Below are 20,802 nucleotides of genomic sequence, written 5' to 3' on the forward strand. Positions count from 1 at the left end.
GGGGACGCACCATAGCAGCCCAGTGTGTGCAGCTGTTGTCATCGCGCGCAGCGAACGCGCGTCACTCCAGGAACAGGTCCGGCATCAACGGGCGCGATGGATCGACGGCGTAGCCGCTCAGATCGGTGATGCCCGCCTGCGCCAACACCTCGTCATCGAGCAGGAACTGTCCGCTGAAACCGGCCGCCTCACGGCACAGCACCGCGTGCGCGGCGTCGGCCAGAATCGCCGGCGTGCGGCAGCCACGGATGTCCACGCCGGGAATCATGTTGATCGCATCGGTAGCGATCACCGTGCGCGGCCACAACGCGTTGACGGCCACGCCCTGCGGGCCGAATTCGGCCGCCAGGCCGAGGGTGACGAAGCTCATCCCCATCTTGGCCAGCGTGTAACCGGTATGCGGGCCCCACCACTTCGGGTCCAGCGTCGGCGGCGGCGCCAGCGTGAGGATGTGCGGGTTGGGCGCCTGCAGCAGATGCGGCAGGCAGGCCTGCGCGCACAGGAAGCTGCCGCGCGAATTGACCTGCTGCATCAGGTCAAAGCGTTTCATCGGCGTGTCCAGCGTGCCGCGCAGCCAGATCGCGCTGGCGTTGTTGATCAGGATGTCGATGCCACCGAAGGTATCCACGGTGGCAGCGACGGCCGCGCGCACCTGGTCTTCTTCGCGGATGTCGCACTTCAGTGCCAGCCCCTGCCCGCCTGCAGCGGTCACCGCCTCGGCGGCACTGTGAATGGTGCCGGGCAGCTTCGGATTGGGCACCGAGGACTTGGCCGCGATCGCGATGTTGGCGCCGTCGCGTGCCGCACGCAGCGCAATGGCCAGGCCGATGCCGCGCGAGGCGCCGGTGATGAACAGGGTCTTGCCTTGCAGACTGGCCATGCGCGGAATTCCTTGGATGCGGGTGCAGTGAATCCGCATTATGCCGCCCCGGCGCACACGCCGGATTCATGCGCCGCGCCGATACTGGGCGTTCACGTTCTGCATGGAATGAGCGACATGACGGCGATCCGCCTTCCCCTGACCGCGTTGGCCCTGGTGCTGGCCCTTGGCGCCTGCCAACCCGCTGGCGATCCTGCCGCCTCCGCGACGCAGAACGCAGCTACCGTCCCGGGCACCGCCGGGGGCACCTCCCCGTTCGGCGAAGCGGCGATCTGGGACGGCGAGGTCGATGCCTGCCGTGGCCAGGCACCGGTCGCCGATGATTGCCTGTCCAAGGCGATGCAGGCCGCCAAGGCCAGCCCGCAGGCGATCGCCGCCGCCCATCAACTGGGGGCGCAGGGCAATCCCGGCTACGTGAGCGCATGGCGGGACCAGGACGGCGTGGGCATCGCCACCATCGAATACCCGTTCCGTGCCAACACCAATGAAGGCACGCTGCTGGTCGACAGCGCCGGGCACACGCTGGATGTGGATGCGGACGTGCTGCCGGAAATGTCGCGCGCCGATGCCACCGTCAAACCGTTCCTGGATGCACACCCGGATGCCTCACCGTTTGCCCCGGCCGAAGCCAGCGGCAGCGAAGCACTGCCCAACGGCGGCGTGCGCCTGATCTACAGCACGCCGCTGCGCACCTGCCATGCGTGTGCAGAGGATGGGGTGCTGCGGGTCGCCTACGATTTCGATGCGCAACGCCGCTTCGCCGGCAAGCAGATCCTCGATCTGCGCTGATCAGCTGCGCGTGGTCAGCGTCTGCCGGGCGCTCGCCCGGTCATTGCGGCGCGTGCGCGCTGCCTGCGCTCACGGCTTGGGACCCTGCCCTTCGTTGTCTTCCCAGTGCAGGATCTTTCGCGTGACAAAGCGATAGACCGGCTTGCCGGTGCGGAACCAGAGATCACGCACCCACGAGGTGCGCTTGAGCAGCCGCTTTTCCACCGGGGTGAGCGACTGCCGGCAGTACATGCGCTTGTGCTTGAGCAGATGGCGCAGGTCCTCGCGGGCCAGCAGGCGCATCCAGCGTGAGCGGGGGTTGCCGATCACCGCCAGCTGGAAATCGATCAGGGCCGGCGAGCCGTCTTCGCGCACCAGCCAGTTGGCCTCCTTGGCCAGGTCGTTGTGTGCGATGCCGTGGCGATGCACCTGCTGCAGCAGACGTCGGGCCGCGCGGAAGTAGGCCAGGTCGCCATGCGGCGGACGCTGGTACATGGCATCTCCGGCCATGAAGCTGCGGTCCAGCCAGCGCCCGTTCCAGCGCAGCAGCCGCGGCGTGGCCGGCATGCCATCCAGATGCGCCAGCGCGCGTGCCTCGCGCCGGGCCAGCCACCACGCCGGTGCCCGCAACCACCACGGCGTTGCCTCCAGGTCACGGCGCACGAAGCGCTGGCCATCCTCTTCCATCAGCAGGATGCGGCCGAAGCTGTCGGCTTTGAGGGCGGTCGGGGCGGGATCGGCAGGGCGTGTCATGCCGCCATTCTAGGCGGGTGATCGCGTTCATTCACTGCAGATGCCGCACATTCCCGGCCTCTGGCGGGCAGTCAGTCACTTTGCCCCCCCTATAATCCCCCGATGGACTCGTCATGGATCGATGCCACGCTTGCGTGGATCTCAGCTCACCCCGTGCTTGCCGGCGCGGTCATTTTCCTCATTGCCTTCTGCGATGCGGTCATCGTGCTGGGCGCGATCGTGCCCGCGTTGCCGCTGTTGTTCGCGGTCGGGGTGTTCATCGGGCTGGGCCAGATCTCCGGGCCGTATGCCGTGGCCTGCGCGGCGTTGGGCGCATTCGCCGGTGACGGCATCAGCTACTGGGTAGGCCGGCGCTGGGGCGATCGGCTGCGGGGCTTCTGGCCCTTCAGCAAATACCCGCAGCTGCTCGATCGCGGCGAGACGATGTTCCGCCGCAATGCCTTCAAGAGCATCCTGGTGGCGCGTTATGTCGGCGCGATCCGCCCGTTCGTGCCGGCCATCGCCGGCATGATGAAGATGCCGTTGTCGCGCTATATCCAGGCCAGCGGCATCGCCAGCCTGTCCTGGGCCGTCCTGTTCCTGGCGCCCGGCTGGGTGCTGGGCGAGGCCTACGACGCGGTCGCCGCGGTCGCCGGCCGGTTGGTGATGGTGCTGGCCCTGCTCGGCGTGATCATGGGCCTGGTGTGGGCGATCGTGCTGTATGGCTACCGCTGGTCGGCCTCGCGCATGGACAGCTGGCTGGCCAGCCTGCTGGCCTGGTCGCAGCGTCACCCGACGCTGGGCCGTTACTCGGTCGCCGTGTTCGACCCGCAGCGCCGCGAGTCGGTGCCGCTGGCGATGCTGGCGGTGATGTTGCTGCTGCTCGGCTGGGGCTGGTTCGTGCTGTTGATGGCGGTGGTCGCCCACGGCGAGCCGTTGATGGTCGATCTGGCCGTGCACCACGCGATGCTGGCATTGCGCAATCCACTGGCCGATTACCCGATGGCCGCACTGGCCTCGCTGGGCGCCTGGCAGGTCCTGCTGCCGGCCACCGCGGCAGGCATGGGCTACCTGGTCTGGCGCCGGCGCTGGATGGCGGCCGCGCACTGGCTGGCCGCCCTCGCCTTCGGGCTGGCGCTGTGCAAGCTGCTCGGTGCGACGGTGGACGTGGTCCGCCCGCCGGATGCGAGCAGCGGCTTCGGCTTCCCGTCGGTGTCGGTGACGATGGCCACGATCACCTTCGGCTTCTTCGCCGTGCTGATCGCCCGTGAACTGCCGGGGCGCACCCGCGTATGGCCCTACCTGCTGTCGGGCATCATCGTCAGCCTGATCGGCTTCGCCCGCATCTACCTCGGCGCGCATTGGCTGAGCGATGTGATCGGCGGCATGCTGTTCGGCCTGTTCTGGCTGCTGGTGCTGGGCATCGCCTACCGTCGCCGGTTCAACCGCTCGTTCTGGGTCAAGCCGGTGGCATGGCTGTTCTACGGCACCTTCGCCATCGCCGCGCTCTGGTATGCCCCACGCAACATCCCGGTGAAACTGGCGCGCTTCGAGCCTGCCCAGCCGACCCCGGCGCCGCTGGATGCCCAGGCCTGGTGGACGACCGAATGGCAGCACCTGCCCTCGCGTCGCAATGAGTTCGACGACGATCAGCGCTGGCCGCTGGATGTGCAGGTGGCCGGTCCGTTGGCGCCGCTGCAGCGCCGGCTGGAAAGCCAGGGCTGGCGCGTGCAGCCCCAGGCGGGCTGGGAGCAGGCGTTGTTGATGCTCGACAAGTCCTCCGACAAGGACAAGGTGCCGGTACTGCCGGCCACGCTGGATACCCAGGTCGAATCGCTGCTGATGCTGCGGGCTGGCAATGCGCCCAATGAGATCTTCGCGCTGCGCCTGTGGCCGGCACCGGCACGCCTGGCGGCGCCGGACAATGAACCGCTGTGGCTGGGCAGTGCGCAGACGCTGCATTACCAGCAGCACTTCAAGCTGATCGGGATGTGGCGGCCGATGCGTGGCATCGACCCGTCGCTCAATGCGGTCCGCCAGGCACTGGACGGGCTGCCGCAGCAGGTCGATACCCATCCAGACACCGAGATGCCGGTGCTGCGCGTGCGCATGCCACCGGCCGAGTGATGCAGCGCCGGAGCTACCCGGCCGAGGGGGCGTAACGCGGGGGGAACCGCGCGTTACGGCATCCAGTCCAGCAGCGCCTGCAGGCGCTGGTGCGGGTCATCGTGTTGCAGCAGTTGCAGGCGTTGCGCATCCTGCAGTGGCAGCAGTTCGGCCAGGCGCCAGCCAACCCAGCTGGCCTGCTCCATCTGCGCCGGGCTGACCGGTGCGAAGGCCGCGCCGGCCTGCTCGATGATGTGCTCCAGCACGGTGGCCATCAGCGCGTGTTCGGGCTGCAGTTCATCGTCACTGTCGGCGGCGCACCAGGTCACTTCGGCAATGATCAGCCCGTTGTCGCGCACGCGGGTGTGATCCACATGGAAGCGGCGCTGGCCGCGCAGGCGCAGCACCAGAACACCATCGGCGCCCACGTCGAAATCCTCGATCCGCGCCTCGACCCCGTAGGCGGCCGGCAATGCCGGCGCACCGACCTCCTCACCGTCCAGGATCAGGCACACCCCGAAGGCAGTCCCCGCACGACTGCATTCGCGCAGCATGTCCAGGTAGCGGCGTTCGAACACCCGCAGGCCGAGCGCCGCGCCGGGCAGCAGCACGGTGTGCAGCGGGAACAGGGGCAGTGAAGCGGTGTCGGTCATGGCCCGCGTCCCTCAGGGGTGCTGCAGCTGCGCCAGGAAGCGGCGCGGGGCCCCGTCGAAACCGCCGTTGGACATGAACACCACATGGTCACCCGGCGCTGCGATCGCGCCCAGCTGAGCCAGCAGCGCATCCGTATCGGGCACGGCATGGGCCTCACCCCGGACGGCGGCGATCACGCTCGCCGCATCCCAGGCCAGTTCCGGGCGATGCAGGAACACCACCGCGTCGGCACCGTCCAGCGAGGGCGCCAGCGCCTGTGCGTGTGCCCCCAGCCGCATCGAATTGCTGCGCGGCTCCATGGCCACCACGATGCGGGCATCGCCCACCTTGGCACGCAGGCCTTCGAGGGTGGTACGGATCGCGGTGGGGTGATGCGCGAAATCGTCGTAGAGGGTGATGTCGCGTGCCTGGCCGATCACTTCCATGCGGCGCTTGACGCTGCGGAACGCGGCCAGCGCCGGGATCACGGTGGCCAGCTCGACGCCGACCGCATGCGCGGCAGCCAGGGCGGCCAGCCCGTTGAGGACATTGTGGCGGCCGAGCAGCGACCAGCGCACCTCACCGACCCGCTCGCCGCGATGGTGCACGACGAACACACTGCCGTCGGCCTCCACCAGCTCGGCATGCCATTCCAGCGAAGGATCGAAACCGAAGCGCTCCACCGGGGTCCAGCAGCCCATCGCCAGCACGTCGGCGAGATAGGCATCTTCGCCGTTGACGATCAGGCGCCCACGCGCGGGCACGGTGCGGATCAGGTGGTGGAACTGGCGCTGGATCGCGGCCACGTCCGGGAAGATATCGGCGTGGTCGTATTCGAGGTTGTTGAGGATCGCCACCAGCGGCCGGTAGTGCACGAACTTGCTGCGCTTGTCGAAGAACGCGGTGTCGTACTCATCGGCCTCGACCACGAACTCACGGCCGCTGCCGACGCGCGCGGAGACGCCGAAATCCTCGGCCACGCCACCGATCAGGAAGCCGGGTTCACGCCCGGCGCTGTGCAGCAGCCAGGTGAGGATGGTGGTGGTGGTGGTCTTGCCGTGGGTGCCGGCGACCGCCAGGGTATCGCGGCCCGGCAGCACCTGCTCGGACAGCCACTGGGCGCCGGAGATGTAGCGTTGGCCTGCATCCAGCACCGCTTCCACGGCGGGGTTGCCACGCGACAGCGCATTGCCGATCACCACCTCGTCGCAGTCCGGCGCCACGCTGTCGGCGCGGTAGCCCGGATCCAGGGCGATGCCCAGCCGTTCGAGCTGGGTGGACATCGGGGGGTAGATCGCCTGATCGCTGCCGCGGACCGTATGGCCCTTCTCGCGCGCCAGTGCGGCCACGCCGCCCATGAAAGTGCCTGCAATGCCAAGAATGTGGATCGTGCTCATGCGTACGATTGTCGCCGATCGCCACCGTCGATGGAGATCGCCGTCAGACAACTCCTAGTCGACTATCAGAAAAATCCAGCGCGGTGTCGGGGAATTCCCGATAGCGCCATACTGTGAAGACGGACACAATTCTATTGGCCAGCCGCAGTACCCCATTGGTCCTACTCCCCAAGAGGCCATCCCCAGGGGGGCTCATGCTGCGGGGCTCTGAGCAAGCCCGCTCGCTGGCACCTTCAAACCACACGCCTGGTCCCTTCGGGGGCCGGGCGTGTGTGTTTGCGGCGCCGGCAAACGTACAGCCGGCGCGGTGCCGCCGTAGCGGCACCGACCCGCATCAGGCCTGGATCGCGGCGCGGATGCGCGCTTCCACGTCGTTCAGTTCGCCCACGCCATCAACGCGCGCGAGGGTGCCGCGGCCAGCGTAGAAATCCACCACCGGCGCGGTCTGGTCGTTGTAGACCTGCAGGCGCTGGCGCACCGATTCGGGATTGTCATCGGCGCGGCCCTGTTCGGCGGCGCGGCCGGCGATGCGCTCGACCAGCAGTTCGGTCGGCACGTCCAGCTGCACCACGGCATCCAGCGGCTGGCCGATCTTGGCCAGCAGGCTGTCCAGCGCGTTGGCCTGGGCCACGTTGCGCGGGTAACCGTCGAGGATGAAGCCCTTGGCCACATCGTCCTGGCCCAGGCGCGACTCGAGCATGCCCAGCAGGATGTCATCGGACACCAGGTTGCCGGCATCCATCACAGCCTTGGCCTGCTTGCCCAGCTCGGTGCCGGCGGCGACTTCAGCGCGCAGCAGATCACCGGTGGAAATGTGCGCAATCGAGAGATGTTCCTTCAGGCGCGTCGCCTGCGTCCCCTTGCCCGAACCGGGCGGTCCCAACAGAACCAATCGCATCAACCTGACTCCAACTTGGTAAGAAAATGGAAGGGCGCGCGCCCCGGGATTGTCCACAATCACGCTGCACCGCAATACGCGCACTTTACCCCATACCGGTAATGTCTCTGCAATGTCCTTCCCCCAGACCAAGGTCGCATCATGTCCAACGGTACCCTGCTCTACGCCCAGTCAGGCGGCGTCACCGCCGTCATCAATGCCACCGCCTCGGCGGTCATCAGCACCGCAAGGGCCAAAGGAATCAAGGTCTTGGCCGCGCGCAACGGCATTCTCGGCGCGCTCCGCGAGGACCTGATCGATACCTCGAAGGAGACCGCCGCCGCCATCGCCGCCCTCGCCCATACCCCCGGCGGCGCGTTTGGCTCGTGCCGCTACAAGCTCAAATCGCTGGAGGCCGACCGCGATAAGTACGCGCGCCTGCTCGAGGTGCTGCGCGCCCATGACGTGCGCTGGTTCCTCTACAACGGCGGCAACGATTCGGCCGATACCGCCTGGAAGGTCTCCCAGCTGGCCAAGGCTTTCGACTACGACCTGACCTGCATCGGCGTGCCCAAGACCATCGACAACGATCTGGCCGTGACCGATACCTGCCCGGGCTTCGGCTCGGCCGCCAAGTACACCGCCGTCTCCGTACGCGAAGCAGCGCTGGATGTGGCCGCGATGGCCGAGACCTCGACCAAGGTATTCGTCTACGAGGCGATGGGCCGCCACGCCGGCTGGCTCGCGGCGGCTGCGGGCCTGGCCGGCCAGGGCGCCGATGACGCCCCGCACATCATCCTGCTGCCCGAGCGCGCGTATGACGAAGCGGCGTTCCTGGCCAAAGTGAAACAGGTGGTCGAGCGCGTGGGCTACTGCGTAGTGGTCGCCTCCGAAGGCATCCAGACCGCCGACGGTCGCTTCGTCGCCGATGCGGGCGGCGGCACCGATTCGTTCGGGCACACCCAGCTCGGTGGCGTGGCTTCGCAGCTGGCCGCGCGGGTCAAGGATGGGCTGGGCTACAAGGTCCACTGGACCCTGCCCGACTACCTGCAGCGCTCGGCACGCCATCTGGCCTCCAAGACCGACTGGGAGCAGGCACAGGCGGTGGGCAAGGCGGCGGTGCAGTTCGCGCTGAAGGGCCAGAACGCGGTGATGCCGGTGATCGTGCGCACCAGCGACACGCCTTACCGCTGGAAGATTGAAGCGGCCCCGCTGCACAAGGTGGCCAACCACGAGAAGAAGATGCCGGCCGGCTTCATCCGCCGCGATGGCTTCGGCATCACCGACAAGGCCCGCGCCTATCTCGCCCCGCTGATCAAGGGGGAAGCCCCGTTGCCGTACGGGTCCGATGGGCTGCCGAAATACGTGACGCTGAAGAACGTGGCGGTGAAGAAGAAGCTGCCTGCCTTCGAGGCATGAACAAGCCCGGCAGTGCCGGCCGCTGGCCGGCATCGTCGCGCTGTCCGGCGCTCAGGTAGTGCCGGCCGCTGGCCGGCATCGTCGGGCTGTCCGGCGCTCGGGTAGTGCCGGCCGCTGGCCGGCATCGCGGTGTCCGGGAGCGTCCTGGGCGCCGGCCAGCGGCCGGTTTCATCGCGCATCTGACGGTCCGCGTGGAGCCGGCCAGCGGCCGGCACTACCCGCCGTTACGGGGCGTCAGTTGCAGGCCTTGCCCTCGACCTTCATCTTCGCGGCGAACATCGGCACCTGGGCGATCTTGCCGGCAGCCGCCTGCTTCTTGGCGTCTTCCAGGTAGATGCGCGACTGGCCCTGCCCATCGAGTTCCGGCTTGGTGGTAACCGGCATCCGCCACACGCGCACCACCGCCTGCTGCGCCGGGCAGGAGGCATTCGGCACGCGGATCACATCATTGAGCTTCCAGCCCTTGGCTTCGCTGGGCTGCGCCTTCTCGTAATCGACGAAGCGGGCACGCGGCTGGCACTGCTCGCTGGTGCGGACCACGGCGAATTTGTACGGCTGTGCCGCCTCGCCGGTGAACACGCCTTCCAGCCGTGCGCAGGCTTCGGGAATCTGGCGCAGCGTGTGGGCCGCGCCTACCGCCTGCGGTGTGCCGGCGGCGCGCTGCAGCTCGGGGGTTTCGGCGGCGAAGGCGGACACGGCGGGCAACAGGGCCAGCCACAACAGATGACGGGGGGACATGGCAGGACTCCAACGGCGGGGGATGGGCCGAGGCTGCCAGTGGATGGCTGAACGGCGTGGCAAAGGCGGCCCTTCGTCCGGATCTGCGTGGTTGCCGGCCAGCGGCCGGCACTACCTCCGTCGTTGGCGATCCGGGCACGCACGCGCAGTTTGAAATCCTTGCTGGCATGCATCGAGGATTTACCCGCATACTCCGGCCACCAGGGATTGCTGAACACCGCCACACGCTTGAAGACCGGCACGGTCTGAACGGGTTGGTTCATGGTTGCAGCCTGTTGTGCCCCCGCGTGGAGACGTTCATCCGTTCACTGGATGTCATTCCATCACCCGGGAGGGGACATGCTGGAACGTTACGGGCTTTCTCTGGCGCTGTTCTGCGCCATCCTCGCGATTCTCTACGGCATCGTGTCGGCACGCTGGATCCTCCGGCAACCGGCTGGCAATGCCCGCATGCAGGAAATCGCCGCCGCCATCCAGGAAGGCGCGCGCGCCTATCTCAACCGTCAATACCTGACCATCGCCATCGCCGGTGCCGTGCTGTTCGTGCTGGTTGGCCTCTTCCTCAGCTGGTACACCGCGATCGGCTTCGCGATCGGTGCCGTGCTGTCCGGCGCGGCCGGCTACATCGGCATGAACGTTTCGGTGCGTGCCAACGTGCGCACGGCCGAGGCTGCCCGCAACGGCCTGAGTGCGGCCATGGATGTGGCCTTCCGCGGCGGTGCGATCACCGGCATGCTGGTGGTCGGGCTGGGCCTGCTGGGCGTGGCTGGCTACTACGCGCTGCTGCTGCGACTCGGGCTGGATGTGGCGCAGACGCTGCACGCCCTGGTCGGGCTGGCGTTCGGCTCGTCGCTGATCTCGATCTTCGCGCGGCTGGGCGGTGGCATCTTCACAAAGGGCGCCGATGTCGGCGCGGACCTGGTCGGCAAGGTCGAAGCCGGCATCCCCGAGGATGACCCGCGCAACCCGGCGGTGATCGCCGACAACGTGGGCGACAACGTCGGCGACTGTGCCGGCATGGCCGCCGACCTGTTTGAAACCTACGCCGTCACCGTGATCGCCACGATGCTGCTCGGCAACCTGATGATCGCCGAGGCCGGTGCGAATGCGGTGCTGTATCCGCTGGTGCTGGGCGGCGTATCGATCATTGCCTCCATCGTCGGCGCGCTGTTCGTCAAGGTGAAGCCCGGTGGCTCGATCATGGGCGCGCTGTACAAGGGCGTGATCGTGTCCGGTGTCCTGGCCGCCATCGCGTTCTACCCGATCACCACGCAACTGATGCCCGACAACGCGCACGGTGCGCTGAACCTGTATTTCTGCGCCTTGATCGGGCTGGTGCTGACCGGGCTGATCGTGTGGATCACCGAGTACTACACCGGCACCCAGTACAAACCGGTGCAGCACGTGGCGCAGGCCTCCACCACCGGGCACGGCACCAACATCATCGCCGGCCTTGGTGTCTCGATGAAGTCCACCGCCCTGCCGGTGATCGCGGTGTGCGTGGCAATCTGGCTGGCGCACTACTTTGGTGGCCTGTACGGCATCGCCATCGCCGCGACCGCGATGCTCTCGATGGCCGGCATGATCGTGGCGCTGGACGCTTACGGTCCGATCACCGACAACGCCGGCGGCATCGCCGAGATGGCCGAACTGCCGCCGGAAATCCGCGACATCACCGATCCCCTCGATGCCGTCGGCAACACCACCAAGGCGGTGACCAAGGGCTACGCGATCGGCTCGGCCGCCCTAGCCGCGCTGGTGCTGTTCGCCGATTACACCCACAACCTGCAGGCGGCCAATCCCGGCGAGGTCTTCGCCTTCGACCTGTCCAACCATGAGGTGATCATCGGCCTGCTGATCGGCGGCCTGATTCCCTATCTGTTCGGCGCGATGGCGATGGAAGCGGTGGGTCGTGCGGCGGGCGCGGTGGTGGAGGAAGTACGCCGCCAGTTCCGCGAGATTCCCGGGATCATGGACGGCACCGGCAAACCGCAGTACGACCGCGCGGTGGACCTGCTGACCCGCTCGGCGATCCGCGAAATGATCATCCCGTCATTGCTGCCGGTCGCGGTGCCGGTGGTGGTCGGCCTGCTGCTCGGGCCGCGCGCACTCGGCGGCCTGCTGATCGGTACCATCGTCACCGGCCTGTTCGTGGCGATCTCGATGACCACCGGCGGCGGTGCGTGGGACAACGCCAAGAAGTACATCGAGGATGGCCACTTCGGCGGCAAGGGCAGCGAGGCACACAAGGCCGCGGTCACCGGCGATACCGTCGGTGATCCCTACAAGGACACCGCCGGCCCGGCGATCAACCCGCTGATCAAGATCATCAACATCGTGGCATTGCTGCTGGTGCCACTGCTCTGAGGCAGGACGGACGCGCTGGCCTCATGCCAGCGCGTCCGTGCCGCGCGTGTGACACCCGCTTCAGCGCCGCCGGAGAAAGAACGTCACCGGCACCATCACCTCCACCGGGTCGCCGGTGATCTCCGCTGGCGGTGGCGGCAACGGGCTGCCGCGCCGCACCGTGGCCAACGTTTCCTCGTCCAGCAGCGGATGGCCGCTGCTCTGGCCCAGCCGGATGTTGGAGGCGTTGCCCTGCCGGTCCACCGAGAAGCGCACATGGGCCACACCCTGCTGGCGCAGACGCTCGGCCTGGCGCGGGTAGCGGCGGTACTGTTCCAGATGGCCCAGCAGCAGGCCCTGCCAGGTCACGGCCGCGCTGCCCTGGCGGCCGGCGACCGTCTGCGTGGCGGCATAGCGCTCGGATGGCCGTGCGGTCACCGCCGGCGGCGCCAGCGTCTGGTCCACGTTGTGCTGGTCCGTCGGCGCTGCTTCGCGCGGTGTCTGGCGACGCAGGACGTCCTGCGCGTCCGGGGTGTCGTCCGGCGGCAGATCCACCTTCGGCACCGGCGTCGGCTCGGGCCGATGCTGTTCCTGCTGCAACGGCCCGGGTGGGATTTCTTTCGGCGGTACGGACGGCGCCTCGGGTACCGGCGCCAACTCCACCATCACCGCTTCCACCGGCGTATCGTTGACCCGCACCGGCGCTCGCTGCTGCCACCACAGCGCGCCGCCGATCAGCACGGCATGCGCGGCAAGGACCAGCGCCAGACTGCCTACCCAGCGCAGCATTGCGGCGGTGTCGCGGCTCATTCGCTGCGCTGCTCCACGCCCACCAGCGCGATCCTGCGATACCCGGCCGCGCGCAGCGCGTTCATGGTCTGCATCAGCTCGCCATAGGGCACGCTCTGATCGGCACGCAGGTAGATGCGCTGTTCGTGGTCGCCAGCGGTCAGCCGCTCCAGCGTGGCATCCAGCCCGTCAGTGCCGACCGGCACATCGTTGACGCTCAGCGACAGATCGGCCTGCACCGAGAGGAACACCGGTTCGGCATCGCGTGGCTGCGGCTGCGCGGTGCTGGCCGGCAGATCCACCGGCGTATCCACCGTGGCCAGCGGCGCGGCGACCATGAAGATGATCAGCAGCACCAGCATCACGTCGATAAAGGGGGTGACGTTGATGTCGTGGCTTTCTTCCAGTGCGTCGTCGTCGTGGCGGGCGGTCTTGATGGCCATGGCCGGTCCTCAGCGCGCGTCGCGCACGGCCGGCGCATTGCCGAGGCGGTCCAGATCGCGCGAGACCAGTTGCTGCACGCCGGCCGAGAGGTCACCGAGCAGCCCGCGGATACCGGCCAGCACACGGGTGAAGTGGTTGTAGATCACGACGGCGGGAATCGCCGCGACCAGGCCGAGCGCGGTGGCCAGCAACGCCTCTGCGATACCCGGCGCGACCACGGCCAGATTGGTGGTGTTGGCGTGGGCGATGCCGATGAAACTGTTCATGATCCCCCACACCGTGCCGAACAGGCCGACGAACGGGGCGATCGCGCCGATGCTGGCGAGCAGGCCGACCCCGGTGCGCAGCTGGCGTGCATGCGCCAGTTCGATGCGTTCCAGGCGAGAGGCGACCCGTTCCTTGATCCCGACCGGATCCTGCGCGTCCTGCGAGAGGCGCAGCTCGGTGCGGGCCGCGTCGATCAGTTCATGCGCTGCGCCGTCGTCCAGCAACGGATGCGTCTGCGGCACCGGCAGCTGCGCGGCCTGCAACAGCAGCGCGCGTGCCTGGCGCAGCCGCGTGCGTTGCCGGCCCAGTTCCCAGGTCTTAGCCACCAGCACCGTCCAGGTGGCGATCGAGGCGAGCGCCAGCCCGATCATCACGGTCTGCACGACGCCATCGGCGGCCTGGTACATGCCCCAGGGGGTCAGGTCATGCGGCAGTGCCGCCACGGCGGCAGGAAGAGCGATGGGCAAGGTCATGGGGACGTCATCAGTCAGAGGCATCGCGGCACCGTGCAGCGCCGGAGGCAGGAAAGGGGCGAAGAGTATCGCGGCTAGGCGGTGGGAATCAGTACCGGGCAGACAGCACGTTCAGCGCTCCGGCGGACGGTCGGCCGTGGCCGACGGCCGCGGCGCAGGCCGTGACAGCACATAGGCCGCACTGGCCGCAAAGAACAGGCCGACGCCCACCAGCAGCGGCCAGGACGGATGCGCGCCCCAGCAGAACATGACGAAGCCGAACGCCATGCCGGCGCCGGCGAAGGCCTTGCCCTTGCGGCTGATCGCGCCCTGCTCGCGCCACAGGCGCAGCGGTGGACCATAACGAGGATGCTCGAGCAGCCGACGTTCGAACGTCGGCGAGCTGCGCGCGAAGCAGCCGACGGCCAGGATCAGGAAGATCGTGGTCGGCATCACCGGCAGCAGTGCGCCGATGACGCCCAGCGCCACCATGATCCAGCCCAGGCCGAACCAGAGCCAGCGCATCATGGGCGGCAGTTGCGGCCCGGCGCGACGCGCCTGGAAGGCGCAGCGGTCATGCGAATTCTTCCTCGACATGCCCGTGCACGCTGCGGAACGCCGCATCGGCCGCATCGATCACCTGCTGCTCCTGCACCTCGGTCAGCGCGACACCATCCAGCGCGGCGGTGAACTCGCGCCAGTGGCGGGCAGCACCATCGGGATGGGCGGCCAGATGGCGCGCGCCAAAACCACTGTCCAGACCCAGCCTGGCAGCCATCTTGTAGAGCACGGTGCCACCGAGGTTGGAGCCTTCGGCGACGTACAGCCAGCCCAGGGCGACCGGCAGCGGCAGGTCGCCATCCAGGTACGTGGATGCCGGGAGCGGCAGGGTCTGTTCCAGGTCGGACAGGTCGCGGGCGATCAGCGGCAGCCGGCGGCGCTCGTCCAGATCGGGCAGCAGTGCATCCAGCGCGGGGTTGCCGTACAGCGCGTCGATATCGCGGTGGAAGCGGTACTGCACGCGCAGGAACTTTGCGAACAGGTCGCGGCTGGCGAAGATGTCGCCGGCCATGATGCGCTTGTCCAGCGCGCCGTGGCTGTCACGGGTGGCCGCCTTGAGACGTTGGCTGCGGGTGGCTTCGGGAGTATCGATGACGATCATGGCACTGCTTGGGTGGGGAAGTGGGGCACGGTTCTCTGTTGAAGACGTCTGGCACGGGGGCAACCCCAAGCCCATTGTCGCGTGATCAGCGGTGCGACCGTCACATGCCACCGTCACGGCCTTGCCCCGATAATACGGACCACGCCCTGCCACTGGAATGACACGATGATCACCACCGAACCGCGCATGACCAATCTGTTCCTGCAGCTCGGCCTGGACGCCAGCGAGGAAGCGATTGCCGCCTTCATCCGCGATCACCAGCTGTCCAACGAGATCCGCCTGATCGAAGCGCCCTACTGGAACGACGGGCAGCGCCAGTTCCTGACCGAGCAGCTGCGCTCGGATGCGGAGTGGGCGATCGTGGTCGATGAGCTCAGTGAAGCGCTGCACGCCGATGCGACCGTACAGGCCAACGCCGGCTGAGCGATCGCCGGATGCCGATACCGGCCGCGCACCCTGTGTGCAGGCCGGAGGCACGCAGGGGCCGGCAATGCCGGCCCCTGTCGTGTCCGGGCATCAGTAGCGGTAGGTCAGCGCCAGACGCACGGTCCGGCCCGGTGCGGGCATCACGCCCAACGCCAGCGGATCGAGGTAGTAGCGGTCGGTCAGATTGTCCACGTTGAGGTCCACCGCGAACTGCTCGCTGGCCTGCCAGCTGGCGAACAGATCCACGATGCTCGCCGCGCGGTACAGCTGCTGGATCGCCGACAGGCCGACGTTCCATTCCTTGTCCAGCGCGCTGATCGGGCCGGCGTTGTGGATCACCCGGGTACCAAAACTCAGGCGCTGGTCGAACAGCCGCGAACCCAGGGTCAGGTTGACGTTGTAGCGCGGCGGGTTCTGGGTGTTGCTGTAGGACCCTTCAAAGCCACCATCCACGCAGTCCGGGGTGTTCTTCAGTTCCTCGATCCTGCGCTGGATACCGTAGGCGCGGCGCTCGGCGGCAATGTCCGGCGCACAGGTCTTGGCCTGGAGGTAGTAATGCGCGGACAGATCGGCGAACACCGTGCCGCTGTCATAACTGGACTGGAACTCCACGCCGGCGACCTTGAAGCGGTCCACGTTGCGGATCAGGCCGGCCGAAAGAGTGCGGTAATCGCGGGTGATCAGATCATCGATGCGCGTGTTGAAGTAGGCCAGCTTGAACCCGGCCTGGTCGCCCTCGGTGAACAGGCCGTGGCGCACCGTGCTCGCGCCGATTTCCCAGGTCCCTGCCCGCTCCGGTTTGAGCTCACCGGTGGGCTTGGCCGCGGTGAACAGGCCCAGCGTGGTTTCGAACAGGCTCGGCAGCTTCACGCCTTCGGCGTACTTCACGTACACCATCGTGTCTTCGTCAAAGCGGTAGGCGACGCTGGCGCTGGGCATGAAGGCACTGTCGCGGCGACGGATCGGTTGCGACCAGGTCCAGCTGACCGGTACGCGCAGGTCTTCGGCGTCATCGGCGTCGTAGAAGTTCCAACCGGTGATGTCACCGACCGTCCCCTTCTCGTACGGGGAGGCCAGCAACGAGGCCTCGGTGAACTGGCCGTTGGCATCGGGATACCAGTTCAACATGGCGATGCGCTTGGCGCGCCAGGCCGGCAGGTTCGGGTTGCCGTCCAGCAGCTGGGTGTAGCGATACTGACCGATCACGCCGTAGCTGTCCGGCGTGGCCAGGCGGTTGCGGTCATGCACATTGACGCGGTTGTAGCGGCCACCGACCACCACTTCCCAATGCTCGTCCGGCTGCCATTTGACCGAGGCCACCGCGCTGTACTCCTTGCGCTCGGCGTTGCGCAGGAAGCGGTTGTTGACCAGGTCGTCGTGCATGACCGGCGAATGCGGGCCGGGGCCGACGTCCTCATCGCTGAAGGACAGGCCGTAGTCCAGCGTGAACAGCCCGGCGCCGGAATCCAGGTGCGTGGTGTTGCCCACATCGAAGCCGAGCCGGGTCTGGGTCAGCTCATTGCGGTAGGCGTCCTTGTAGCCCGGATCGGTATTGAACGACGGGCCGTCGTACCACTCGGTGCGGCGATCGAAGTACCACGGAGTGATGCCGGTCAGGCCGTTGTACATCAGGCTGTCGGCGTCGGTGTACCAGAGGTTGGCCTTCAGATCGATCAGCTCATTGTCCGGGTTGAAGCGGTAGCGCAGGTTGTAGGCATCCATGTCCACATGGCCCGGATCCCACTGCGGCACGCGGTCGCGGTCCACGCGGATGATCTGCGAGGCCATGATTTCGCCGGCGGTGCCTTCATAGCGGCGGTAGCCGGCTTCCAGCGTCTGGTTGTCGTCGATGCGCCAGGTGCCCTTGAGCAGGAACGACGCCGAGCGCGAGGAGGTGTTGAACACCTCGGTATCCGGCGGATTCAACGGCGCCAGGGTGCGCCGCGTCTGCGGGAAATCGTCGTAGCCGTGCTTGCCCGAGAAGTAGTTGCCGTTCTCGCGCCATGCGTACGCCGCGACCAGGTCGACGCGATCCCACTGCTTGGCCGTGGCGATGTTGAAGAACTGGCTGCCCAGCGCGCTGCGGTCGGTACGCGGTGCGGCGTCATAGGCGGGTACGTTGTTGGCGCTGGCATTGGCCATGCCGGTGCGCACGCGCAGCCCGGCATCGCGACCATCACGCAGTACGTCGTCGATCTTCAGCGTTTCCATCTCGACCACGCCACCGATGCCACCGGACGCATTGACGCCCAGACTCGGCCCCTTGGTGATGGTGATGTTGGAGATCAGGTCCGGATCGAGATAGGTGCGCTGCGACTGGCCCGCGTAGCCACGGTAGGTATCCATGGTGGACTGCCCACCGTCGATGATCACCGGGATGCGGCTCTGGCCCTGGATGCCGCGGATGTTCACGTCCAGCGCGTTGGCGGTACGCGGATCGCCCGCGGTGACGCCGGCCACGCCCTTGACGATGTCCGAGGTGGAGGTGCCGCGGAAGCGCTCGATGGTGGCGCGCGCGATATAGGCACTGGAACCCGCCGTGCGGTACACCTCCAGCGCACGCTCGGCATCGCCGCCGCCCTCGATGCGGTTGCCGGCCACGCTCAGCGCATCGGTGACGATCAGGCCATCGTCGTTGGCTGCCGCCACGGCACGCTCCAGCGTGACCGCTTCCGGCCCGACCTGGCGCAGGCTCAGCCCGCTGCCCTGCAGCAGGCGCAGCAAGGCAGACTGCACATCCATCTGCCCGGCCACCGCCGTGGAGGTCACGCCTTCGGCCAGCGCGGCCGGATAGGCGACCTGCACACCGGACTGGCGCATGTAGGTGCGCAGCGCATCGGACAGCGGCTGGGCGGAAATGTCGAACCGCAGCGTTGCCGCAGCGGGTGCCGCGCTGGATTGGGCGAATGCCGGCAGGCCGGGCGCAGCCGCCAGGCCAGCCGTGAGCAGAGCGATGCAGAGACGTGACGGGCGCGGACGATGGCCCGCGCGGGTGGAGATGCGCATGGAAAAACCTGTCAGAAGATCAGTGCCGCAGAGGCGGGTCACCCGCACACGGGTGCGGATGCAGCGGACGTACGTGGCGGCGGCGGGTACGTTGTGCCGAGTAAGACGAACGAACCGGGCACAGCCCCAAGACCGGTGCGTGTGCGTGATGCCACGACGGCGGATTCGCGGCGCTACTCCGCCGTGATGCTGGCCGGTGCCACGATCGCCACCCCCATCGGCAGCCGGGTGACGCTCAAGCCAGCGCTGACCGCCAGCGCGTCCAGTGCCTGTTCGGGCCGGTCGATGCGGAAGGCGGCGTTGACGGCGGGCAGAGCCGACAGATCGCCACGCACGAAGGTGGCGCCAGCGCGATAGCGCGCGATGCGCCGCACCGCATCCTCGACCCCGGTCGCCTCGAGCAGCAGTTCGCCCTCGCGCCATGCGGCGATGCGGTCAAGGGCGACGTCCTGCTCCCGCGTGACCCGCCCGCCCGGTGCAAAGCGCGCGCGCTGCCCCGCGTCGAGATACGTCCAGCCCGCCCGATCGGCCGCTGCGACCCGGACCCGGCCCTGTTCGACCCTCGTTTCCACGTGATCGTCTTCTCTGGCGACCGCGAACGCCGTGGAGATGTCTTCGATCACACCGCCCTGCGCCTCCACCTGGAACGGACGCGCCGGATCGGGCGTCACCTGGAACCAGGCGTGCCCGCGCAACAGCGCGATGCGGCGCACCTGCCCGTCGTACCGGACCGCGATGGCACTGTCGGCATCGAGCACGGCGCGGCTGCCATCGGGCAGCGCCACGGCCTGGATGCCCGTCCCGCTGCGGTGATCGGCCTGCAGCCGCAGCCACGCCTCCGGTGCCATCCACGCCAGCGCGAGCGCCGCCGCGGTGGCCGCCCCGACCAGCGGCCACCGCGGCCGACGCCGTGACCGTGTTGCCGCCGCCGCGGGTACCGGTCGCGGCCCGAGGCTGCGCCACAGCTGGCGCTCGTACTCGAAGGTGCGGCGATTGTCCGGCTCGGCCAGCCACTGCTCGAAGGCCTGCATCTGCACCGGCTCGACCGCGCCGGACGCCAGCCAGGCAATCCAGGCACGGGCCTGGACGGCAGCAGGGTCGGATGGCGGCAAAGGTCGGGACATCGGAGGCTGTTGGGGCGGGCTCATGGCTGGCGGTGGATCGCGCGATCACGCGCGGACGAAGAAGAGGCCGGAAGGGACGGCATTATGATCAAGACGGATGGGAAACGGGCTTCCCCAAGCCCAGCGGGTGCCGCTCAGCGCCCGGTGCGCGCCCAGGCCAATCGCTGCAGTGCAGTGCGCACGTGGTTTTCCACGGTCGTCACGGACACGCCCTGGCGTTTGGCGACGTCCACCTGGGTCATGCCCTGCAGGCGGTTGAGGCGGAAGATGGTGCGGGTCGGCTCGGGCAGGTGCTCGGCCGCGTCCAGCACGCGCTGCAGTTCGTCCTGCGCCATCGCCTGCTCTTCGGTCGAGAGCGCCTCCTCCGGGCCCCACAGGTAGTGCTCGGCCAACAGGCGCGTGCGGCGCGTGCGCTCACGGCCATGATCGGTCGCCAGGTTGGCGGCCAGTCGGTACAGATAGGCACGCGGGTTGCTGATCGGTTGCCCGCTGTCCACGCCCCGGGCCTTGAACCAGATGGACTGGATCACATCCTCTGCGCCGCTGTCGCTGCCCAGAATGCGCTGCACCAGACGCAGCAGCGCCGGGCGTTCGCGGATCAACAGCTCGGTCAGGGTAGTGGCGTTGGTGGACATGGGCCGATGCACGAAGCGGGACCGCAGGGACACGGCAACCCGTAAGGCGCGGCATGTTACTCCGCAAATGAGAATCAGTCACGTTTGGCGCAGCCGTCATGGCGACAGCCCCTGGCTCACAGACAGACGGTCAGACCCTCATAAATGCTGTCGCGGGTACCAGGCAACGGCGCATGGAGTGGATCCTCGCCTTCCAGCGTACCCAGCAGATCGGACAACGGCGTGTTGCCAGCCAACGGCAACCGGCACGCCCAGGTCTGCGCATCCACCTGTATCCGGCCGCTCCCCATGTCTACACGGGCCGTACTGCCCGTAAACGTCCACAGACACTCGCCGACGTGGCCGGTAGCCGCGTCCACCGAGCAGCGGAAACGAAGCGCCTGCAGGTTGTGGTATTCCCCCTCGCAGAAGGTATCGCCACAGACCTGATCGAAGCCGCGCACCAGGCGTGCCTCCGCCGCCCGGAAGCGCTCCCAGCCCGCCGTCTGGTTCGGATACAGCCGCGCATCGACATACGCGCGTCCGCCGTTGGCCTCCACGGCAGCAGCGCCCCAGGCAGTAACCAACAGCACTACACCGGCGATAGCGGTACGCATGAGTG

At 67.9% G+C, this 20,802-nt stretch carries 20 protein-coding genes; 5 read left to right on the forward strand and 15 right to left on the reverse strand.

Annotated features, from left to right (window positions below; genetic code table 11):
• Positions 1 to 61: 61 nt before the first annotated feature.
• A complete protein-coding gene (locus ABE571_RS11920; protein ID WP_313209184.1) occupies positions 62 to 880 on the reverse strand; it encodes an NAD(P)-dependent oxidoreductase in 819 nt (272 codons plus the stop codon).
• Positions 881 to 997: 117 nt separating this feature from the next.
• Between ABE571_RS11920 and ABE571_RS11925 the strand changes: the two genes are divergently transcribed.
• The gene (locus ABE571_RS11925) at positions 998 to 1,669 is read left to right on the forward strand and encodes a hypothetical protein (RefSeq protein ID WP_346493763.1); all 672 of its coding nucleotides are present in this window, start codon (positions 998 to 1,000) and stop codon (positions 1,667 to 1,669) included.
• A gap of 69 nt (positions 1,670 to 1,738) precedes the next feature.
• Here the strand turns inward: ABE571_RS11925 and ABE571_RS11930 are convergent, their stop codons facing one another.
• Positions 1,739 to 2,401 carry a serine/threonine protein kinase gene (locus tag ABE571_RS11930; RefSeq protein ID WP_346493764.1) on the reverse strand — a complete coding sequence of 221 codons (663 nt, stop codon included), beginning with the start codon at positions 2,399 to 2,401 and terminating at the stop codon, positions 1,739 to 1,741.
• Positions 2,402 to 2,503: 102 nt separating this feature from the next.
• Here ABE571_RS11930 and ABE571_RS11935 point away from each other — a divergent pair, with 102 nt between their 5' ends.
• Positions 2,504 to 4,507 (forward strand): VTT domain-containing protein, encoded by a 2,004-nt coding sequence (locus ABE571_RS11935; protein WP_313209181.1) that lies wholly within the window; start codon positions 2,504 to 2,506, stop codon positions 4,505 to 4,507.
• Positions 4,508 to 4,560: 53 nt separating this feature from the next.
• Here ABE571_RS11935 and ABE571_RS11940 read toward each other — a convergent pair whose 3' ends face one another.
• The 3 genes from ABE571_RS11940 to ABE571_RS11950 form a co-directional block, all read right to left on the reverse strand.
• On the reverse strand, positions 4,561 to 5,139 hold the full coding sequence (locus ABE571_RS11940) for an LON peptidase substrate-binding domain-containing protein (RefSeq protein WP_313209180.1): 579 nt from the start codon (positions 5,137 to 5,139) through the stop codon (positions 4,561 to 4,563).
• Positions 5,140 to 5,151: 12 nt separating this feature from the next.
• A complete protein-coding gene (gene mpl / locus ABE571_RS11945) occupies positions 5,152 to 6,516 on the reverse strand; it encodes a UDP-N-acetylmuramate:L-alanyl-gamma-D-glutamyl-meso-diaminopimelate ligase (protein ID WP_313209179.1) in 1,365 nt (454 codons plus the stop codon).
• Positions 6,517 to 6,850: 334 nt separating this feature from the next.
• The gene (locus ABE571_RS11950; protein WP_019183836.1) at positions 6,851 to 7,414 is read right to left on the reverse strand and encodes an adenylate kinase; all 564 of its coding nucleotides are present in this window, start codon (positions 7,412 to 7,414) and stop codon (positions 6,851 to 6,853) included.
• A gap of 141 nt (positions 7,415 to 7,555) precedes the next feature.
• Between ABE571_RS11950 and ABE571_RS11955 the strand changes: the two genes are divergently transcribed.
• A complete protein-coding gene (locus tag ABE571_RS11955; RefSeq protein ID WP_346464628.1) occupies positions 7,556 to 8,812 on the forward strand; it encodes a 6-phosphofructokinase in 1,257 nt (418 codons plus the stop codon).
• 234 nt (positions 8,813 to 9,046) lie between these two features.
• Here ABE571_RS11955 and ABE571_RS11960 read toward each other — a convergent pair whose 3' ends face one another.
• The gene (locus ABE571_RS11960; protein WP_346493765.1) at positions 9,047 to 9,550 is read right to left on the reverse strand and encodes a hypothetical protein; all 504 of its coding nucleotides are present in this window, start codon (positions 9,548 to 9,550) and stop codon (positions 9,047 to 9,049) included.
• 339 nt (positions 9,551 to 9,889) lie between these two features.
• On the opposite strand from ABE571_RS11960, the gene ABE571_RS11965 reads away from it, so the two are divergent.
• Entirely contained in the window at positions 9,890 to 11,917 is a 2,028-nt protein-coding gene (locus ABE571_RS11965; RefSeq protein ID WP_313209176.1) for a sodium-translocating pyrophosphatase, read from the forward strand.
• Positions 11,918 to 11,977: 60 nt separating this feature from the next.
• On the opposite strand, the gene ABE571_RS11970 is transcribed toward ABE571_RS11965, so the two are convergent.
• From ABE571_RS11970 to ABE571_RS11990, 5 genes are all read right to left on the reverse strand, one after another.
• Positions 11,978 to 12,706, reverse strand: a complete 729-nt coding sequence (locus tag ABE571_RS11970) for an energy transducer TonB (protein WP_346493766.1) — start codon at positions 12,704 to 12,706, stop codon at positions 11,978 to 11,980.
• On the reverse strand, positions 12,703 to 13,128 hold the full coding sequence (gene exbD, locus ABE571_RS11975; RefSeq protein WP_313209174.1) for a TonB system transport protein ExbD: 426 nt from the start codon (positions 13,126 to 13,128) through the stop codon (positions 12,703 to 12,705). Before exbD ends, ABE571_RS11970 begins: the two co-directional genes overlap by 4 nt.
• Positions 13,129 to 13,137: 9 nt before the next feature.
• A complete protein-coding gene (gene exbB / locus ABE571_RS11980) occupies positions 13,138 to 13,869 on the reverse strand; it encodes a tonB-system energizer ExbB (RefSeq protein ID WP_313219655.1) in 732 nt (243 codons plus the stop codon).
• 111 nt (positions 13,870 to 13,980) lie between these two features.
• Positions 13,981 to 14,373 carry a YbaN family protein gene (locus ABE571_RS11985; protein WP_346482129.1) on the reverse strand — a complete coding sequence of 131 codons (393 nt, stop codon included), beginning with the start codon at positions 14,371 to 14,373 and terminating at the stop codon, positions 13,981 to 13,983.
• 49 nt (positions 14,374 to 14,422) lie between these two features.
• The gene (locus tag ABE571_RS11990) at positions 14,423 to 15,010 is read right to left on the reverse strand and encodes a biliverdin-producing heme oxygenase (protein WP_313209172.1); all 588 of its coding nucleotides are present in this window, start codon (positions 15,008 to 15,010) and stop codon (positions 14,423 to 14,425) included.
• Between the two features lie 165 nt (positions 15,011 to 15,175).
• Here ABE571_RS11990 and ABE571_RS11995 point away from each other — a divergent pair, with 165 nt between their 5' ends.
• Positions 15,176 to 15,433 (forward strand): DUF2789 domain-containing protein, encoded by a 258-nt coding sequence (locus ABE571_RS11995; RefSeq protein ID WP_259259230.1) that lies wholly within the window; start codon positions 15,176 to 15,178, stop codon positions 15,431 to 15,433.
• 93 nt (positions 15,434 to 15,526) lie between these two features.
• On the opposite strand, the gene ABE571_RS12000 is transcribed toward ABE571_RS11995, so the two are convergent.
• From ABE571_RS12000 to ABE571_RS12015, 4 genes are all read right to left on the reverse strand, one after another.
• On the reverse strand, positions 15,527 to 18,442 hold the full coding sequence (locus tag ABE571_RS12000) for a TonB-dependent receptor (protein WP_346493767.1): 2,916 nt from the start codon (positions 18,440 to 18,442) through the stop codon (positions 15,527 to 15,529).
• Between the two features lie 173 nt (positions 18,443 to 18,615).
• Positions 18,616 to 19,566 carry a FecR domain-containing protein gene (locus ABE571_RS12005; RefSeq protein ID WP_313209170.1) on the reverse strand — a complete coding sequence of 317 codons (951 nt, stop codon included), beginning with the start codon at positions 19,564 to 19,566 and terminating at the stop codon, positions 18,616 to 18,618.
• 134 nt (positions 19,567 to 19,700) lie between these two features.
• Positions 19,701 to 20,201 carry a sigma-70 family RNA polymerase sigma factor gene (locus tag ABE571_RS12010; protein WP_313209169.1) on the reverse strand — a complete coding sequence of 167 codons (501 nt, stop codon included), beginning with the start codon at positions 20,199 to 20,201 and terminating at the stop codon, positions 19,701 to 19,703.
• 116 nt (positions 20,202 to 20,317) lie between these two features.
• Entirely contained in the window at positions 20,318 to 20,797 is a 480-nt protein-coding gene (locus ABE571_RS12015) for a hypothetical protein (protein WP_346493768.1), read from the reverse strand.
• Between the last annotated feature and the right edge of the window lie 5 nt (positions 20,798 to 20,802).

This window comes from Stenotrophomonas sp. TWI273 (genome assembly GCF_039674765.1).
Classification (GTDB): domain Bacteria; phylum Pseudomonadota; class Gammaproteobacteria; order Xanthomonadales; family Xanthomonadaceae; genus Stenotrophomonas.

Coding starts and splice junctions, on each gene's coding strand:
- ABE571_RS11920 (WP_313209184.1), bottom strand. CDS start 880: ATGGCCAGTCTGCAAGGCAAGACCCTGTTCATCACCGGCGCCTCGCGC.
- ABE571_RS11925 (WP_346493763.1), top strand. CDS start 998: ATGACGGCGATCCGCCTTCCCCTGACCGCGTTGGCCCTGGTGCTGGCC.
- ABE571_RS11930 (WP_346493764.1), bottom strand. CDS start 2,401: ATGACACGCCCTGCCGATCCCGCCCCGACCGCCCTCAAAGCCGACAGC.
- ABE571_RS11935 (WP_313209181.1), top strand. CDS start 2,504: ATGGACTCGTCATGGATCGATGCCACGCTTGCGTGGATCTCAGCTCAC.
- ABE571_RS11940 (WP_313209180.1), bottom strand. CDS start 5,139: ATGACCGACACCGCTTCACTGCCCCTGTTCCCGCTGCACACCGTGCTG.
- mpl (WP_313209179.1), bottom strand. CDS start 6,516: ATGAGCACGATCCACATTCTTGGCATTGCAGGCACTTTCATGGGCGGC.
- ABE571_RS11950 (WP_019183836.1), bottom strand. CDS start 7,414: ATGCGATTGGTTCTGTTGGGACCGCCCGGTTCGGGCAAGGGGACGCAG.
- ABE571_RS11955 (WP_346464628.1), top strand. CDS start 7,556: ATGTCCAACGGTACCCTGCTCTACGCCCAGTCAGGCGGCGTCACCGCC.
- ABE571_RS11960 (WP_346493765.1), bottom strand. CDS start 9,550: ATGTCCCCCCGTCATCTGTTGTGGCTGGCCCTGTTGCCCGCCGTGTCC.
- ABE571_RS11965 (WP_313209176.1), top strand. CDS start 9,890: ATGCTGGAACGTTACGGGCTTTCTCTGGCGCTGTTCTGCGCCATCCTC.
- ABE571_RS11970 (WP_346493766.1), bottom strand. CDS start 12,706: ATGAGCCGCGACACCGCCGCAATGCTGCGCTGGGTAGGCAGTCTGGCG.
- exbD (WP_313209174.1), bottom strand. CDS start 13,128: ATGGCCATCAAGACCGCCCGCCACGACGACGACGCACTGGAAGAAAGC.
- exbB (WP_313219655.1), bottom strand. CDS start 13,869: ATGACCTTGCCCATCGCTCTTCCTGCCGCCGTGGCGGCACTGCCGCAT.
- ABE571_RS11985 (WP_346482129.1), bottom strand. CDS start 14,373: ATGCGCTGGCTCTGGTTCGGCCTGGGCTGGATCATGGTGGCGCTGGGC.
- ABE571_RS11990 (WP_313209172.1), bottom strand. CDS start 15,010: ATGATCGTCATCGATACTCCCGAAGCCACCCGCAGCCAACGTCTCAAG.
- ABE571_RS11995 (WP_259259230.1), top strand. CDS start 15,176: ATGATCACCACCGAACCGCGCATGACCAATCTGTTCCTGCAGCTCGGC.
- ABE571_RS12000 (WP_346493767.1), bottom strand. CDS start 18,442: ATGCGCATCTCCACCCGCGCGGGCCATCGTCCGCGCCCGTCACGTCTC.
- ABE571_RS12005 (WP_313209170.1), bottom strand. CDS start 19,566: ATGTCCCGACCTTTGCCGCCATCCGACCCTGCTGCCGTCCAGGCCCGT.
- ABE571_RS12010 (WP_313209169.1), bottom strand. CDS start 20,201: ATGTCCACCAACGCCACTACCCTGACCGAGCTGTTGATCCGCGAACGC.
- ABE571_RS12015 (WP_346493768.1), bottom strand. CDS start 20,797: ATGCGTACCGCTATCGCCGGTGTAGTGCTGTTGGTTACTGCCTGGGGC.